The sequence below is a fragment of the Pseudoalteromonas sp. S327 genome, assembly GCF_005886415.1.
Lineage (GTDB): Bacteria > Pseudomonadota > Gammaproteobacteria > Enterobacterales > Alteromonadaceae > Pseudoalteromonas > Pseudoalteromonas atlantica.
On sequence record NZ_PNDP01000005.1, the window covers coordinates 72500 to 91516 of the forward strand.

Here is a 19017-nt window from a genome sequence, read left to right on the forward strand (position 1 = left end):
CAGTGTAACAAGTTGGAGTTATCACCTTTAAGCATGGTATAGTCAAGACGGATGGTTTTTACCCCAATAGTGTCTTTATTATAATATTTTAAGAGTCATTATTAGGATTAAAAGCCTGTTTTATACAACTTTGTGGAGGCGAATTTGGAAACAGGAATGATTATTTCACTGGTATTGTATTTTATAGTCATGCTTGGCATTGGACTTTATGCATACAAACAGTCTACAAGTGATGTTTCGGGTTATATGCTAGGTGGACGTAGCTTATCTCCAAGTGTTGCAGCATTATCTGCTGGCGCATCGGATATGAGTGGTTGGATTTTAATGGGCTTACCTGGCGCTATGTTCGTTACTGGCTTTAGTAGCACATGGATAGCAATAGGCTTGGTTATTGGTGCGTGGTTAAACTACTTTTTAGTTGCGCCTCGTTTGCGTGTTTACACTGAAAAAGCAAACGACTCAATCACAATCCCAGACTACTTCTCTAATCGTTTTAATGATAAATCAAACCTTTTACGTGTAGTTTCTGCGGTAGTAATTATTGTGTTCTTTACACTTTATACATCATCAGGTGTTGTAGCAGGCGGTAAATTGTTTGAAAGCTCGTTTGGCTTAAGTTACGAAATGGGTTTATACATCACCACTGGTGTTGTTGTTTTATATACCTTATTTGGTGGCTTCTTAGCCGTTAGCTTAACTGACTTTGTGCAAGGCTGTATTATGTTTATTGCCTTGATACTGGTACCGACCGTTGCTTACTCTTTATTAGATCAACCGCTAGAGTCAACGCTTCATAGCGTTAACCCCGATATGCTTAATTGGATAGGTGCAGGCTCTGCATTAGGGATTATTTCGGCAATGGCGTGGGGCTTGGGCTACTTTGGTCAACCTCATATTATTGTACGTTTTATGTCGGTGCGTAGCGTAAAAGATATGCCAACGGCTCGCCGTATTGGTATGACATGGATGATAGTTGCAGCAATTGGTGCTGTGGGTACTGGTTTATTTGGTGCCGCGTACACTTATGAAAACAACATTGTTGTTGAAGACCCAGAAACCATTTTCTTAATTCTTTCTGAGTTATTATTCCACCCATTAATTGCTGGTTTCTTATTGGCGGCTATTTTAGCTGCAATCATGAGTACAATTTCTTCGCAGTTACTTGTTAGCTCAAGTTCGTTAACTGAAGATTTTTACAAAACGTTTTTACGCAAAGAAGCAAGCGACACAGAGCTTGTTACTGTAGGGCGTATTAGTGTAGCAGCAGTCGCTTTGTGTGCTATTTACTTAGCGTACGATAGAGACAGCTCAATATTAAGCTTAGTAAGTAATGCATGGGCAGGTTTTGGTGCGGCATTTGGCCCACTGGTTTTATTTAGCCTGTACTGGAAACGCATGAACTTTGAAGGCGCACTAGCAGGTATGGTTGTTGGTGCTGGTACGGTTCTGTTTTGGATTTACTCACCATTTATGATTGATGGGCAAAGCTTAAGCAGTTACATGTACGAAATTGTACCAGGCTTTATTTTAGCAAGTATTGCAATTGTCGTTGTAAGCTTAGCGACGAAAGAGCCAGCGCCAAATATTACTGCGCTATTTGATGAGGTTGAAAAAGACCTTTAATAAACCCGTACTTTAGATACGAAAAAGCCACCTAGTTTAACTAGGTGGCTTTTTTATTTGCTATGTGTTGTCCTCAAATGTGTTTGCTTATTTAGGACATATCAATAACCAATAAGTTATTTAGCAGGTAATACTGTGCTTTCTACACTACCAAAGCCAATACGGGCATAGCCTGGCTTTTCGCACCAGCCGCGCATAATTACATTATCGCCATCTTCTAAAAAGCTGCGCTGCTCACCATTACTCAGGGTTATTTTTTCTTTACCACCACGAGAAAGCTCTAATAAAGAACCCGCTTCTTCATGTGTAGGGCCTGACTGCGTGCCAGAGCCGAGCATATCACCTGGCATAAAGTTACAGCCATTTACAGTGTGATGGGTCACCATTTGCGCCACAGTCCAATATGAATGTTTGAAGCTTGAGGCAGAGACCTGCGTAGGTTGGTGGTTGTCATCACGCATTTTTTGAGTCTGAATTTTAACATCCATTTGAATATCAAATGCACCTTGCTCGCGGTTAGCGGCAGATTCTAGGTACGGCATTGGCTGTGGATCGTTTTCATCACGTGTCCAGCTAGTTCTAAAAGGTGCAAGTGCTTCAGTGGTGACAATCCAAGGCGATACGGTTGATGCAAAGTTTTTAGCTAAAAACGGGCCTAATGGTTGGTATTCCCATGCTTGTAAATCTCGTGCTGACCAATCATTAAATACACAAAAACCAAATACATGGTTTTCAGCGTTTTCAATGGCGATAGCATCACCTAACGCATTGCCTTTGCCTAAGTAAATACCAAGCTCTAACTCATAATCTAGGCGTTTACATGGGCCAAATGATGGGGTATCTGCATCGGGCGCTTTAGTTTGCCCTTTAGGGCGGTGAAACGTTTGCCCCGATACATCAATAGATGAAGAGCGGCCATGATAGCCAATCGGCACCCATTTATAGTTTGGTAAAAGCGGGTTGTCTGGTCTAAACAAGCTACCAACGGCGGTTGCATGGTAAATTGAGGTATAAAAGTCGGTGTAATCACCAATACGACACGGCAGTGAAAACTCTATATCAGCTTGAGCAATAAGGGTACTTTGCATTTCTTTTTGTTGCTGTGCGCCTTCACGCAATGCTTTTGAAAGCGCTAAGCGCAGTGCTGACCAGTATTGCTCCCCTAAACCCATAAATGTATTTAGTGTTGATTCGCTTGCTGCATCCAGAGCTGTTTTAGCATCACCGGTAAAAATGTTTAAGTGGCTCAATTTTGCTAAATCAATAACCTGATCGCCAATAGCAACCCCGCCTCTAAATTCTTCATTTGTGTTTTTAGTACGAAATTCTGCAAAAGGTAAATTTTGAATCGGGAAGTCACAGCCTTTAATATTGGCCGACTCTACCCAGCTAGTTAAATTAATGTCGTGGGTTTCGTTAATTTGGCTCATTACTTATCCTTTAGGTTTGATGTTGGGTGCATGCATTTATTTAAGCATACTTGTATCTTGCACCCTACTTTTTAAATATTAAAACGACAAAAAGCAGCGAAGATCGCTGCTTTTAATTTACTCAAAAAAGTTATAAAACGCCGCGGCGCTCTTGGTCTCGCTCAATTGACTCAAACAATGCTTGGAAATTACCTTCACCAAAACCACCATCATCTACACGTTGGATCATTTCTATAAAAATAGGTCCAAATAGGTTTTTAGAGAAAATTTGTAATAGGTAGCAGTTTTCACTTTGGCTATCGACTAATATTTGATGCTCGCGAATTTTTTCTTTATCTTCTGCAACCCACGGCACACGGTCAAAAATAGTGTCGTAATACTCAGGAATAATGTCTAAAGTAGCAATGGTCGATTTATCAAGCTTATCAAGCGAGCTAACTAAATCGTCAGTTAAAAACGCGAGATGTTGTACACCAGGGCCATTATATTCGCCTAAATACTCGTCAATTTGGTTGTTGTCATTGCCTTTACCTTCATTAATAGGAATTGAGAAGGTGCCACACGGTGATTTTAATGCATACGATAGCAACGCTGTTTTTTGACCTTTAATATCGAAATAGCGTACTTCTGTAAAACCAAACACGTCTTTGTAAAAGTTTGCCCATGTTTCCATAGTGCCTTTGTAAACGTTATTAGTTAAGTGATCTATACGTATAAAGCCTTTATCTTCAACTACATTAGGTGATGATAAATCTTCAAAGTCAGACTCATAAATAGACCCTTTATCACCAAATTGCTCAATAAAGTAAATCAGGCTATCGCCAATACCGTAAATGGCGGGGTAAGGTAAGTCTTTATGGGTTGAGTCGGTTGCGGGTTTTGCACCACGTGCTACAGCTGTTTCAAATGCATGCTGTGCATCCTCAACGCGCCAACCCATAGAGCAAATTGCTGGGCCATGACTTTTTGCAAATTCAGCAGAAAAACCATCGCGTTCGTTATTTAGTAAAAAGTGAATGTCGTTTTGGTTGTAATAGACAATATCTTTGCCTTTAAATTTTTTTAATTTTGAAAAACCAAAATCAGTAAACACTTTATCCATGTAGTCTGCATCAGGTGTTGCGTATTCAGTAAACTCAATACCAACTAAACCTAGTGGATTATTTGCTTCACTCATTTTTATTACTCCTGCAATAAATATTGCTACTGCGATTATGTGTTGTTGTCGTGTTGAGCTAGATAATCAACTAGATTTTAAGTTTGGGGAAGAGGGGGAGCAGATTTAGCATTTGAGCAAACTGTAAATTTAATAAGACGTTTACTTAGTCAATAGGTTTATACCTTACGCTTTAGGGTAAACGAGCATGTATTAGCTTGATGCTTTTAGTTTATTTAAGTTTAAGGTATTGATATAAATAAATAAAAAAGAGGTTTTATAAAGATAAAACCTCTTTTAAAAATGTAGTTACGTAATGTTTTTTGTATTTAATTGTTTACACTTTGTGTGCGATTGTTAAAAAACGTGTTGCGCTGCTCGAGCCAAAGGTTAGGTTTTACGGTTGGAGCTGCTTGGTAATGGCGCTCAATAGCTTGGTTTAATACCCGTGTTGTAGGGGTAAATGTCAGCTTTGATTGTGCACTGCCTATGCTTTTAATTTCGTCTCGAGTCAGGGCGCGCCCAGCATATAAAAGGGCGTTTAAATAACCGGGCACTGTTTCAAAGTTGTTATCTGTAAAGAGTAAAACAGATGACGTTAATGCCCAGGTGTTATTTATTTCACCGTCTTCTTTAACACCAGCAAGCTCGCCGTCTATGTACACTTCAAATACCCCATTACTGGGGGCGGTATAAAATACAAATGCAACTCGGTGCCAGTTTTCAGGCTCTGTTTGTCCAAAGTAACCACTATCACTGGTTGATTTACCATAACCGCCCGTTGGGTCGATAAACATATCGGCATCATCAGTGAGGTAATCTTGTGTGTTTGCTTGCATGATAGCGCGATAAATATCTTTGCCTTCTTTTGGCCAATATAAATCCATTACTAAGGTGTAATCAGAAACCATTCCTTCACTTGCATAATCACCATTGGCAGGTGTATTTAAGGTTATTAATAACCCCTCGGTAGGGGCGTGGCGTGAAAACGCCATTACACCTGAGCTGCCATCAGCAAAATCAGCAATACCAAGTGCTTGAGTTGTATTATATTGCGTTTCTTCAGGGCCCCAGTTTGTTTGTTCTGGGTCAAAATAGCTCAATACTGAAGGGCCATAATCTGCTGCCAAAGGGCTATTTGCATCATCAAAATTCCACACTGTGACAGTGCTTTGCTCATTACATGAAAAGAGTTGATTATCGGTATCTAGGTATAAGCACTGGCTTGTTCTAAAACGCGCATATTGATCGAGTAACCACCATGCTTCGTCAATGGCTTCAACGTTTGAAAACGTTACACCGCTAAAAAATAGCTCGGGATTAAGTGCTGCGCCTTTAAACAACGCAACCTGATAAGTGCTCGCAGCTTGTATATCATCTGGTTTGAGTAAAAACCAATCTGGCTGACTGGCAAACATGGTGTTTAAATCGCTACCTGTAACCGTTACGCTATATAACGAATTAAAGCCAGGAGTGTTAGAGGGCTGGCGCTCAACATAGTAGGCTTTATGAAAGTCTTCTTGTGTTAAGGTCCCTGGTGTCCACCTTGTTTGTACTAATCCTGGGTTAAGCAGGGCCGCCGTTATATCACTTGCATGGGCTGCAGCTAAAGCCGTTATTTCTGCAAGTTCTAAACTACTTGGGTAGTTTTCAGAAATAGCAATTTCTGTGTTTGCATCAGGCGCATAGCGGCCCATAATTTCATCAATTGCCAGCTTAGTTGGTTCATCACGTTCGCTAATGCTGTCAGTTTCAATGGTGCTGTAATCTATTGTTGGCGATGTTTTATCTTGCAAGTTAAACGTAAGAGTAATATCGGTGATGCCTTTGGCGTAAAAATCTGGCTGAATAACCACAGCGCCGTTCTCGAGCGTATTATAACTTTCACCGCCGTGGGTATGTCCGCCTAACACTAAATCAATACCGCTTACATCGGTTGCCATATCAATGTCTAAGCCTTCACCTAAGTGGCTTAGCATTACCATGTAGTCAACATCGTCTTGGTATTGGTTTACTATACTTTGTGCTATTTGTTGCCACTGCCAGCTCATTTTAAATTGTTTGATAAAATCAGGTATAGGCTCATCATCTATCGGTTCGTCTAGCTCGTTCCAAGGTACTGAGGTCATGCCAAATACACCTAAGGTCACACAGCCTACTTGTACTTTAGCAAAGCCTACAGCAGCAAAATCTTGTAATTGTTCGCCTTCATAGCGTGTATTACTGGCAAGTACTATGGCGTTATCATCTTGCGAGTAGCTTAATAATTTTTCTGGCCCCCATGCATAGTCGTGATTTCCTACCACACGTAAATCAAACTGCATGGCTTTAATGGCTTCTTCTGTAGCGCTACCTTGTGATAGTTGCTCAGCAACAGTGCCTTTTTCGTAGTCATCACCCCCGTTGGTAAAAAGGGTATGCGGCGTTTGTGCAAGTACTTGGTTGTAGTAGGCTTTTATGCGGCTAAAGTATTGCTCCTCATAACCGAATCGCGCATGTAGGTCGGCAACATGAACAAATCTAACCGATTGCTCTGTGGCTGTGGCATCACACGTTGGGCCTATAGCAGCAAAGGCCTCATTGCGCTGCATCATAATAGCGAAGGTTCCTAGTGTTGTTACTTGCGCACTTACAAACCCATCTGCAACAAAAGAGTTATCAATAACTTCCCAGCCATCGCCAGATTGTCTAGCAATAAATAGCTGGCCTCCTAATTGGTAATCATCAGGTATTTTTATGCTGATAGTAATTGGATCACTAAAAGAAAGCGTACTTGGGGTGAGTAGGTGTATATCTGAGATAATATTTAGTAGTGCATTTGCATCATCTAATACTGTTTTTTCGTGTGTAAGTTCAGTGTTTTGAGAGACGGCATTGGCAGGTACAGTCAGTAAAAAGCTTCCTTCATCAAGGCTGACATCTAAACCTGTAGTTGTAGATACGGTTAACTCGCTAGGCTCAGGCTCAACGGGATCATTAGGGTTAGTTGTAACTTGATCGTCTGAACCACCACAGGCTGATAAAAAAACAATGCTTAAGGTTAAAAATAGGGTGTGAGATAAAGTTAACAAGCGCATGTACTGCGTCCCTGAGACTAGTTAAAAATTAATCAGCAGATGATAGCAGTTTACAGCGAGGTGATATAGAAATTTGAGAAAATTTCCCCCATAGCGGCTATGGGGGAAATTATAAATAGTATTACGCGTAATTAAACGTGCAATATTATGCAGCTTTTTCTTCTAGGCCTTGTTTTTCCCATACTTTCGCTTTAAAGCTCATAAGCACTAAAACAATACCTACGCCAATGCTAAATAAGGCAATTTGTAAGTATAAGTTAGGGATTTCTTCAACGTTATTTGGATCAAAGTTACCAGCCAGTAAGCCAGCAATAATGTTACCAATTGAATAAGTTAATACAAATACACCCATCATTTGGCCTGTGTAACGACGTGGCGAAAGTTTACTTACCGCACTTAATGCTACAGGGCTTAAACAAAGCTCACCTACTGTATGTAAAAAGTAAGTTGTTACTAGCCAGTATGGCGCTACTTTTAAGCCTTCAGCTGCGTAGTGAGCGGCCATAAACATAACTAAAAAGCCAGAAGCCATAATAATTAAGCCCATTGCACATTTTACGCTGTAAGTCGGCGATACCATCTTTTTAGATAAGTTAATCCAAAGCGCGGCAAAAAATGGCGATAAAGCAATAATAAATAGTGAGTTTAAAGATTGGAACCACGTAGTCGGAATTTCAAAAGTGCCAATAAGGCGATCTGTGTAATCACGGGCAAATAGGTTAAGTGATGAACCCGCTTGCTCAAAGCCAGACCAAAAACACGCAGAGGCAACACACACTAAAAATAGTGCCCACATTCTTTGTTTTTCGCCCGCTGTTAATTTACCTGTAAAGTAAATAACCCCGAAATAAATAAAGAATATAATAGTAAACACAACAGCTGTGTAGCCTGCTACAACAGTTGGGTTAATAATAATTGCGCCCGTCATTGCTGCAGCGGTCACACCAGCGGCAATAACAACAAAAGCAGCAATACCAAACCATGCACGAGATGTACCTTTAGCGCTTAATGGGTTAGCCGGTAATGCACTGTGCTCTGGTAGGTTGTTAAGCGTACGCTTATATTGGATTAAGCCAATAGCCATACCCACAGCAGCTGCACCAAATGCCCAGTGCCAACCTACGTTTTCCATAAAGTAACCACATACGTAGTAACCAATTAAAGAACCTAAGTTAATACCCATGTAGTATATAGCGTAACCGCCATCACGGCGCTCATCAGCATCGCTGTATAACTGGCCTACCATTGCGCTGATATTTGGTTTTAGCAAACCAGTACCTGTAGCAACAAAGATCAAACCAATAAAAAATGAATACTCATGAGGCACGGCCAAAATAATATGGCCACACATGATGATGATACCGCCGTACCATACAGCCTTTTGACCACCGAATAATCTATCCGCTAGCCAACCACCCGGTAAGCCTAAGAAATAAACGGCACCTGTGTATAAACCGTAAATTGCAGCAGCTGATGCAACAGTAAAGGCAAGGCCTTCTTCTTGTAGGCTTGCTGTCATGAACAATACGAGCATCGCTCGCATGCCGTAGTAACTCATTCGTTCCCACATCTCAGTGAAGAACAATGTCGAAAGTCCTTTAGGGTGGCCAAACCAACCACTATCTGGAGCTGAACTCATATTTACTTCCTAACTTTAAGAATTGTTGTAATGGCCTTATAATTTTTTGCTTTAGCTGTTTTGTGCCATGGGGCACTAAAACGCTCGACCATCTGTATATTATTTGTAGCTAAGATAATGATTTGCTAAATGGTAGTAACACCACAAGGTAAGAGACACACCCTTATCCTAGTTACAATTGCGCTCAAGTATACATATACCTTAGTGCGAGGGGAAGCATTCGCGATATATCACCTTGCACTGCGTTAAAAGTCTGCATAGGGAATAATTGGGGTGCCAGGAAACTCTAACGTCCCGTACACAGGGTTGAAGTAATAGCGAATATAGAGCTGGCCAAAGTTTGGTTCGTAAAAGTCAGCACGATCGATGGCTAAATAACCACCAAAAAACCAATGCGGCGTTATACGGTACTCAAAGCTTCCTTCAAGATTGTATGACACGCCAGAGCTGTCATCACTCTCAAATACAGGGTCCACCCCGGTAATCGATTCTCTATCGTAGGCTTGTAGCTGCAAGTCAGTGTCGTTAGGATAAAAATCAATGGCTTGGGTTTTTGTTTGCGAATACGAAACCCCCGTTTTTAAGCGATAAACAAAATCATCGCCCCAGCGCGCATCGTAGCTTAAAGGCACCGACAACCCAACGTAGTTTTGTGGGCTATAGTAACCGCCGTGACCCCATGTTTCTTCACTTAAATTATACTGATATGCCCAATGCAATAGACTTGCGCCGACGGTAAACTCGCGTTCTTGATTACTAATAACGCGATAATAAGACCCGCCCATTACTCTATAGCGTTGGTTATCTTTAACATTTTGCCCTTTATAGAGCGTAAAGTCGGCGCTTGACCAAAAGCCCCAATCGCCACCTAAGTCATGAGATAGGTTGGCGGTAAGGCCTGTTGAGCGCACGCCGCCCCAAATTTCACCGGTATTTACATCTTCAAGCCCAGCATAAGAGAGCACGGAGCTTGTTACTGGGCGTTTTTCGAGCTCTAGGCTATAACCAAAGTCGCCAATACTGTTGGCGTAATTTACACCCCATACTATGTCTTCAATTAAAAAGCCAAGTGGGGTCGTGCCTACATCAACACGCCAATTTTCATTTTGCCACCCAATACCTATATCGACCCCATCTTGCTCAGGGCTTACTTCATCAATAGCACAGGTAAATATACAAAGTGCACCTTGGCCGTAGCGGCTACCAGCAAATTGCTCATCAAAGCGAGTTGTTTGTGCGCTAATAGTGGTTGGGTCTATTTTAATAAACCCTTGGCCTTGCCAAAGTGGAAAGTAGGCCTCAATAGGTACTAAGCCTGCGCCAAGAGTTGCCTCGCTTTCGGTGCTTGTTTGGCCACTAAAGTTTACCCCAATAGCAATGTATGCTTGGTTTTTGCTTTGCTCATTTATAAGCTCGCGTTTAGCGCCATTAATATACCACGCATCATTTTCATCTATGCGAGCAATTTGTTTATAAAACGATTCATCGTTTAGTCGTTGCTCGCTTGATAGCGTTTTTAAATACCATTGCTTAGCTTGGTCTTGTTCATTAAAATTTCGGGCAACTTCAGCGCCCAAATAACTAAGCTCTTTATCATTGGGTGATTTAGCAATTAATTGATTGGCTAAAGCTAAAGCATCACCTGCGTAATTAAAGTCATTTAACGAGGCCATTATTTGGCGTTGTAAGTAGGCTTGCTGATCATCTGTTTGCGTTATTGCGCGCTCAGTAACTTCTTTTGCCTGAAAGTCGTTACCTAATTCTCTGTAAGCTTTTGCTATTGCAAGCATTGCTTGAGGTTCAATTGGCTGATTGTTTTTCAGTTTTTGCTGATAAACAATAATTGCTGACTCTTGTTGCCCCAGAGCTAAATTAGCATTTATTAATGCCGTGGTGATGGCGGGTGTACTTTGGTACTTTTGATCAAGCTGGTTCAGCTTTGCTAATAATTCGCCACCTTCGTAATACTGATTAATATACGTGGTGTATAAATTGACGTACTGTTCTACTTCGCCAGCACTTGCATTATTAGGCAAGCTGTAATGAGAAAACCATTGTTCTACAGCAGGGCGCTCGTTTTGTTCTAATAGCCACTGCGCGTAAAGCATATGCCAATAAGGTGATAAAGTAGGCTCAGTATTTAATGCAGTATTAATTAACTTTAGAGCGTGTTTTTTCTCATCTATTTGATACCAGCTACGCGATAGCTCGGCTTTCATTACAGGAGTTAAATTTTGCGCTTCTAAATTACTTAAATGAAAAATAGCCGTGGTTCTATTTTTAGTATTTAAGTGTCGCTCGCTTTGTCGAAGAGACTCGTTGAGCCTAAGTTGTTGCTCAAGAGAAATTATGTCGTCATTTCGATCATTAACCGGCACATACTCTAAGGTGTTTAAAGCGCCTTGATAATCATCAATTGAGCGTAAAAATAAAGCATGGCTATAACGTAACTGTGGATTGAGCGGAAACTGCCAAAGCACATTATTAAATAACGTTTTTGCCTTTTGAGTTAACCCGTTTTGTTGATAAATAAACGCTAAATCGTAATAAAGCCAAGGCTGCTCAGGGGCCAGTTCAATAGCCTCTTTTAAGGTTTTCTCAGCAAGCTCTGTATCGCCTGCATCACTATGTTGGCGTGCTTTTTCGCGAAGCTGGCTACTTAACGTTGCCACATACACAGGTTTAAGTTGTGCTTTTTGAGACTGAGATAAAGCATTATAAAACTTGATTAACGACTGCTCATTGTTATCCAATTCAACAATTTCTAATAACCCTGTTAGAGCGCCATTATTAAGCGGGTCATTTTTTAACACGGTTTGATAAATAGCGGCCGCTTGTGAATAATTACCTTGAGCAAATTGTAACAATCCGCGGTTATACAAAACGCTAGCAGGGTCTTGCTCAAGTGTGTCGGCTAAATTTAATTTAAGCAACGCCGTTTTAAACTGGCTATTATTTATGGCTTCTTTAGCTTGGCGTATGTAAAGCCAAAACTTTGCTGTGGTTGCTAAGTCTTTTAGCGTTTCTCGCTCGGCAAAGTCGGCGGTATGCGAATACGCCTTAGTAAAATAATTATAAGATGTTTGATTTTTACCCATACGCAAATAAAGGGTGCCAAGGCTGCGCATAATTGCGCCATCGTTAGGGCGTCCTTTGAGTGCTTTTAGTAAAAGCGGCTCTGCGGCAACGAGCTTGTTTTTTTCAAGTAACGCCTCACCTTTAAGCCATAGTTGGTAGGCCGGGTTAGCTAATAATTTTTGTCGCGCTTTTAAATCTTTTTTGAAATCTTGATACTGTAATTCGCCTTTGCTGCTAAACGGATACACGCTAAAGTAGCGCTGAAATTGTTTTTCTGTAGCGCTATTTAATTGCATGTTAGATAAAGCACCTAACCAGATTGCTTCTACTTCATTACTGTAGCGAGAGGTGGCACCATATTTACTTAAAATCGTTAGCGCGGTGCTATCAGTGGGGTTATTTCTGAGTAAGTGGCGCGCGTATGCAATATCTACCGCGCCGATGTTTTCGTAACTGCGTAGTAGCCTTTCGTAGCCTTTTTTTACATTTTTCCATTGGCTTTGCTCTTGTGCATACCAACTTAAGTGCTCGAGCTCAAACGCTAAGCTTGGATAGGTGTTTTTAAAAAGCCTGTTGTAAATTAATCGCGCTTGTTCGTAACGTCCCGCACGGGCAAGTAATTTAGCTTGCTGTATATCTGCTTTGTCTTCGTTTTCTAATCTAGCAATTAATCGTAACTGTTCTACACAAGGCTGGGTACGTGTGTTGTTACCGTCAATTTTTCTTAAAATTTGATTTGCTTGTATAGCCTTACCATTGGCAAACTCAAAACGAGCAAGCGCACACTGGCTTTCTATTCGATTAGGGGCAATGGCCAATAGCTTTTGTAAGCTATCGGCAATTAAATCTTTATTTTCTTGCACTTCACCAATATTGATTTGGCTTAAAAGCCACTCAACAGAGTGTGTATCAATGTCATTATTTGTTTTAGCATGCACACTTGCGCTGACTGCTAACGTACAAACAACAGCCCATTTTAACGACATTCAGTGCTCCACCTTGGCTTGAGCGTCCCGTCTGCTGTTATTAAAAAGCGCTTATTAAGCGCGCTACTACCAAACAGGTTTAATACACTGTCGTAATAGCGTGTTTGTGTGAATGACTTATCGACCATTAACTTTTGTTGAATGGCCATAACCAAAGAATCATCGCCATTTTCTTTTAGCATGGGCAGTAGAGCAGCATTAAAGCCTAATGGGCCACGCTTTTGGGTTTTGCCAGAGCGCGCATAGGTATTTAAAGGAACGTAGCCACGGCTGTTTATAGCCTCTACAAAAGGGGTAAACTGCTCGCTTAGTTGTGCTTTGTAAGGCGCATCGTTCGCCATCATACTGGCCCATAAGTAAACCCTAATGGCGTTAAAGCTGCCTAAATCGGTTGCTTTTTTATCATAATAAAAACCTTTTGCTGGGCTATACATCACCCAGTCAGGGCTAACCCCGTTTTTAGCGGTATCCAAAATAAGCTTTGCAGACGCTTCATGTAATTGCTGCCAAGGTGAGTGCGGGTATAGTTTGCTAAATTGCTGATAAATAAATAACGGTGAATAACTAGGGTTGAGTTTATAGGTGTTATTTTCAAATTCAAACCCAGCAGGGGCGGGTAATAAAGTAAGCCCTAACCCTGAAATATAGGCGGTTTCTTCTCGCATAATACGCTGCGCTAATACAGCAGCTAAAATACTATAGCGGCGGTCGTCCCATAAAATAGCTGCTTGCGATAAACTATATGCTATCCACAAATCAGAATCTGATGCTGGGTTTGAGTCTATAATCCCATAGGTATCATTACCTGTTTCACCCCATTGCCAAGCAGGCAAACGTGTACTTAAATCGCCTTCAGAGAGATGGTCCTGCGTCCAATCTAAAATGGTATCAAACGCGGCTTTATCGTTTGCTACTAGCGCAAAAAATAGTGCGTATGATTGCCCCTCTGAGGTGGTAATATTTTGCTTTGAGCCTAGGTCTATTACGCGACCGTCATCACTAATAAAGTGATTTTTAAATACTTGCCACCCCTGCCAAGGCTCGCACTGCTGCGTTTGCGCTGACACAGAAAAACTTAAAAAAGCGGCTACTAATAATGCTCGGTTAAGTAATGTCATTATTCATCTCCTTCAGCTAAACGCTTATGGGTGAGTGCTTGTAGTAATCGCCATAAAATAAATGAAATTAGTAACAGCGTTAATATAGAAAGCAGGGCTAAAATAAATGGATGGTCAGATAAATGGAACCACACCAGCGTATGTACAGGAATATGACCAACAAAGTATTGCTCTTCAGTTTTTATTGTTTTAACGCCTTGTGAGTTTATAACCGCAGCACTGCCTTTTAATTGGCTTAATGTTTGCGAATCCATAAGGGTTTTATCAATTAAGCCAAATGCTTTTTCAGTGGTGGCATTAAGTGACACAACAGAGCGTTCAGAATCAAAAGGAGATTGATAAGCTGTAATTACCGCCATATCTCCGCTACTTTTTACACTCACTTGTATTTTATCTATGGCTTGCTCATCGTATGCACCGTTGTAAATTGCTTGCTTTATTTCACGTTGGTTATTGGTTAAAAGTACGTTTGTATGCGCATCTTCATCTAGTTGCTGAGCTTTGCTGCCAGGCTTTGCAACAACTAAAATATCTTTGTCGTCTAAATCAACATTTTCATTTAAATGGGCCACTGTCATTCTGTGGGTTGGATACCCCGTTATTGCGCCAAAATGACCGGTAAGATTAAACAGCAAAGTTAACGCTTTTGCAGAAGGCTGCGGGTCAATTAGTACAAGTGTTTGCTGTAAATCGGCATATTTGGTGTACGGGAAGCCACTGTTCGCAAAAACATTCAAATCTGGCAGGGCAATGTAATGATCAAAGCCACTTACATCAATATTAGAATTACCATCAATAACACCAAACTCACCACCAGGTGGTGCTATTGCACACTCACCTTTTTTCAGCACACCAAATCTAAAATCAAAGTTTAGCTCGTTCCGAGTGGCTAAGTTTATGCCATTAAGTGAAAAGTTTTCTGCGTTTTGTGTAGTATCGGTATTGGCAATAAGCGGCAATAATGTTTTTGTAGTATTGAGTGCAGAGTCGTCGTTATCTAACAAATATCCACTAATAAACTTTTGATTAATCAACATATTTAACCGAGAGTCCAAAGACTCGCTTTCGGGTGTGCTGCGATATTGCAATGTAATGGGGATGCCTTTTTCGCGCCAAGTAAATAAATCTGGAGCAAAACGCACGTTTAATTTTACGGGTCCGTTATTTAGCCCTTGTGCTTGTAGCTGATTGTCAAAATCAATTAATTCGTCAAAGTGTACAGCTCTATCAGCGCGTAACCAGCGCGGGGCATCGTACGCCTTGCGAAGCGGTAGTTGGTTAATTGCTTCTATGCTAGCTGTTCTGCCGGTCATGACTTTATGGCCAAAGGCCAATCCCGTGACGGCGGTTTTTAAATCGTCTTCATCACGCCCTAAAATAAGCAACATTTTGCTGTATCTATGTAGTGGGTTTGAAATAATCTCAACGGTTGGCTTTTCCACATCGGGATAGTCTTTTAAAAAGTCAGGCTTTGAATCGTTGGTAATAAAAACCACGCTGTGCGTATCTAATGATTTGTTAATCACCACCGGAAAATCAGCACCACGCCAGTCAGCTTGCGCGCCAAACCAGCTTGAAAGAGTCGCAGCCGCTTCAATTGTTTTGGTGTTAGGTGTTTTTGCAAACACAAACGGTAAGCTTAACTTATTGTAATCTTTGGCATCAAAAAAGGGCTCTGGTAAATACTCTAAACGGCTATCTATTGCCAGTTGCTTTTGATTGAGCGTGATATTGCTCGATTTATTAATTTCGGTCCAAATAGAGCGACTAAAGTAATCTTGGCAACGTAAATCATAATAACCAACAAGCTCAAACCGTACTTGGTTGTAGTCTTGTACATACTTAGCATTGAGTTTTAGGCTATGGTTAACGGTATTTTTAACCACACTTAGTTGCTCATTTATGGGCAGTACAGTGACCAAGTTTTCATTAAAATACACTTTTAAATGCGACACGTTAGCAATCAATGATGGCGAGTTTGTGTACGAAAAATTAAGCTGTAAATCGGTGCTTAATTTATCAATACGGTTGGTAAAATCCACTCTTGAGTTGTTGTTTATGCCATCAAGCTTGTAGCCATTAAAGCCCAAAGCAGCAAAGTCTAATCTTAAACTAGACACGTTGGCGCTTTCTGGGTAGCCATTTATAAACACAGATTTATCGTGCATTGGCTCAATAGCACATGCTTTGTAAGCACTGCATGTTAAAAACAGTATTAGAAATGTATTAAGCAAATTTTTAATCATAATTATTATGCACTATTGGTTTTTTAGGGGTGAAAGAGTTTATATATACAACAATTTTTGTCATTAGTTTTACAAAGGGTTGTAATGGCTTAGGAGCATGAAACAATAAATTGCTAAATCCTCTTAAACTTGTTTTTTGTACTTCTTTAAAGCTATATGAAGGGCGGTCATGACGAAAATTATTTTGCCAGTCAAGCCACGCATCCGCTCTTGAAAAGGTGCACTGTATAAATGCTTTTTGCTTTTCGAGCGAGAGATCTTTTAACGTTAAGCCTATTTGTTTGTTTCGGGTGTTACATACATACGTTGTAAACGAAAACTGTTTATTACCGCGGCTCATTAATAGCTCTATTTTGTCGTTTACTCGGCATAAATGAGCGTGCTCTGTTTCAATGCCTACCCCATTATCAGAGTAATCGGTTATTTTAACTTTTAACGTATGCCCATTTGCTAAGCGCACGCCCGCCGGAAAGTTTGCCTTAATACGGTGTGACTGCCTTACTTGCCTAGCTTCTGCAGCAACGGCTACCGCAGCGCCTAAAATAATAATATTATAAATTGCCCAGCCCATGCTGATTAACAAAACGCCCACTTGGCTCGGATCGCCAAAGCCTAAGCGTAAAACACCTACAAGCATGCCAACTAAGTTTATGAGTAAAAGTACCAAGTAGGGTTTAGATATACCCCAATCGTAATGTTCTTTATCATTTAAGCCGCCTTTCTCTGTTACGTTAAACTTACCCTTATTAGGGTTTATTAGCGCAACGGTTGTCGGCTTTAATATGTACCAGGCAAGAACAGACTCATACACTTCACCCCAAAAAGAGTAGCGATATTTACCCTGAATTCGTGAGTTGGTCGCTTTTATTTGTATGAGTGTAGGCACTACATAAATAAAAATAGCTAAAAACGGCGCATAGATAATGTAAGCATTAAAGTATATGAGCGCCAGTGGCGCGGTTAAAAATACAATACGCGGAATGCCCGATAAAAAGTGCAGCATGGCGTTTAAGTAGCACAGGCGCTGTGGTATATCGAGCCCTTTACCTAAAATTGGGTTATCGAGCCTAAATATTTGTGCCATACCCCGAGCCCAACGAATACGCTGGCCAATATGTGCAGAGAGGCTGTCGGTGGCAAGGCCTGCAGCTTGTGGGATATTTATATAAGCGGTTTTATAACCGGCACGTTGCATACGCAGAGCAGTGTGGGCATCTTCGGTTACCGTTTCAAATGCAAAGCCACCAATATTGTCGAGTGCTTCGCGTTTTAAAACAGCGCATGAGCCACAAAAGAAGGTGGCATCCCACATGTCATTACCATCTTGGATCAACCCATAAAAAAGCATGTTTTCATTAGGGATTTGGCTGTGGTTATTTAAATTACGCTCAAACGGATCTGCTGAGAAAAAGTGATGCGGTGTTTGAACTAAACATACTTTGCTGTCTTTTAAAAATTGCCCCATGGTCATTTGTAAAAATGAGCGGGCAGGTACGTGGTCACAGTCAAAAATAGCAATGTAGTCGCCGTTAGTGTAGCGCATGGCGCTATTCATATTACCGGCTTTAGCGTGGTTATTATCGGGTCGTGTTAAATAACCCACCCCCACTTTTTGAGCAAATTCTTTAAACTCAGGGCGTTTGCCATCATCAAGAATATACACGTTGAGCTTATCTGCAGGCCAATCAATGCTCATCGCCGCAAGCGTGGTAGGTTGTACAACACTTAATGGTTCATTATAAGTAGGAATGTATACATCAACTGTTGGCCATAAGTCAGTGTTTTCTGGCAACGGAACAGGTTTACGCTCAAGGGGGTTTATAGTTTGAAAAAAGCCTAAAATGAGCACTAGCCACGCATAGGTTTCTGCCAGCAGCAAGCCTGCGCCTAACGTAAGTGCAACAGGGTCATCCCAATTGAGGGTTTCTGTGTAGCGCCACCATAAATAACGCGATGAAGTGGTTACCGATAGGGTGATCATTACAATCGTGGCCATTTGCCCTTTAACGCGCTTAAGCCCGTATGCCACTATCAAAATAAAACTAATAAACACGGCTTGCGCTTCTAGGCTAAACGGAATGGTTATAAAAATAGCCAGTAAAAACAATATAAAGGCTACAACCACATATTTTATTAGTTTATTTTGCCAAATCTTAGCGTCAGCCATGGTTTTAAAAGCACTTTTTTTAGGACCCTTAACGTTTTTTGATAACAAACGCTTTAGTAATCTACCTAGTTTTAAGTCAAACCAACGCAACTGTTTAAGTGAATAACTTACCCCATTATAAAACTGATTTGATAGCCGCTCCCTTACAGAGTTATTTTTAGGTTTGTATTTAAAAAATAACAAATAAACGCTTTGAATGATAAAGCGCAAAATATTTGAATAAATAAACGTGCGGTACGGCAAGCGAAGATGCGGGTAGTAATCATACGAAACAAGTTCAAAGTTAATTTTGTGGTCTTTTATATTGATAAACAATGAACTAATCAGCGTAATAAAAGGCATTAAAAAGGCTTCTATTACGTTTACTTTGTGCTGGTTAAAATAACTATGAAACTTAAATAAAATATAACGTACAAGTTTTTCAGTAAAAATAATGCTTAACAGTAAATACAAAGTACTGTGTATTGGGCGCTTATAAAATAAAGAAAAGCTCATAA

At 40.6% G+C, this 19017-nt stretch carries 9 protein-coding genes; 1 reads left to right on the forward strand and 8 read right to left on the reverse strand.

The annotated features are described in order from the left end of the window. Positions 1-144 precede the first annotated feature (144 nt). Positions 145-1623, forward strand: a complete 1479-nt coding sequence (putP, locus tag CWB60_RS03085) for a sodium/proline symporter PutP (protein WP_121637789.1) — start codon at positions 145-147, stop codon at positions 1621-1623. A gap of 116 nt (positions 1624-1739) precedes the next feature. Here putP and fahA read toward each other — a convergent pair whose 3' ends face one another. The 8 genes from fahA to bcsA all read right to left on the reverse strand — a co-directional run bounded on the left by fahA (position 1740) and on the right by bcsA (position 19015). Beyond that, a complete protein-coding gene (gene fahA / locus CWB60_RS03090) occupies positions 1740-3053 on the reverse strand; it encodes a fumarylacetoacetase (RefSeq protein WP_138579267.1) in 1314 nt (437 codons plus the stop codon). Between the two features lie 130 nt (positions 3054-3183). Next, on the reverse strand, positions 3184-4230 hold the full coding sequence (hppD, locus tag CWB60_RS03095; protein ID WP_055253161.1) for a 4-hydroxyphenylpyruvate dioxygenase: 1047 nt from the start codon (positions 4228-4230) through the stop codon (positions 3184-3186). Positions 4231-4538: 308 nt separating this feature from the next. Next, positions 4539-7286, reverse strand: coding sequence for a metallophosphoesterase (locus CWB60_RS03100; protein ID WP_138579265.1), 2748 nt, complete (start codon positions 7284-7286; stop codon positions 4539-4541). Between the two features lie 145 nt (positions 7287-7431). Then, positions 7432-8925 carry a peptide MFS transporter gene (locus CWB60_RS03105; protein WP_138579263.1) on the reverse strand — a complete coding sequence of 498 codons (1494 nt, stop codon included), beginning with the start codon at positions 8923-8925 and terminating at the stop codon, positions 7432-7434. A gap of 245 nt (positions 8926-9170) precedes the next feature. Next, the gene (locus CWB60_RS03110) at positions 9171-12989 is read right to left on the reverse strand and encodes a cellulose synthase subunit BcsC-related outer membrane protein (protein WP_138579261.1); all 3819 of its coding nucleotides are present in this window, start codon (positions 12987-12989) and stop codon (positions 9171-9173) included. Beyond that, the gene (bcsZ, locus tag CWB60_RS03115) at positions 12980-14107 is read right to left on the reverse strand and encodes a cellulose synthase complex periplasmic endoglucanase BcsZ (RefSeq protein WP_138579259.1); all 1128 of its coding nucleotides are present in this window, start codon (positions 14105-14107) and stop codon (positions 12980-12982) included. Before bcsZ ends, CWB60_RS03110 begins: the two co-directional genes overlap by 10 nt. Continuing rightward, positions 14107-16353, reverse strand: coding sequence for a cellulose biosynthesis cyclic di-GMP-binding regulatory protein BcsB (gene bcsB, locus CWB60_RS03120; protein WP_138579257.1), 2247 nt, complete (start codon positions 16351-16353; stop codon positions 14107-14109). The genes bcsZ and bcsB overlap by 1 nt, the downstream gene beginning before the upstream one ends. Further along, complete coding sequence (gene bcsA, locus CWB60_RS03125) at positions 16346-19015, reverse strand: UDP-forming cellulose synthase catalytic subunit (RefSeq protein WP_138579255.1); 2670 nt, start codon at positions 19013-19015, stop codon at positions 16346-16348. The genes bcsB and bcsA overlap by 8 nt, the downstream gene beginning before the upstream one ends. Positions 19016-19017 lie beyond the last annotated feature (2 nt).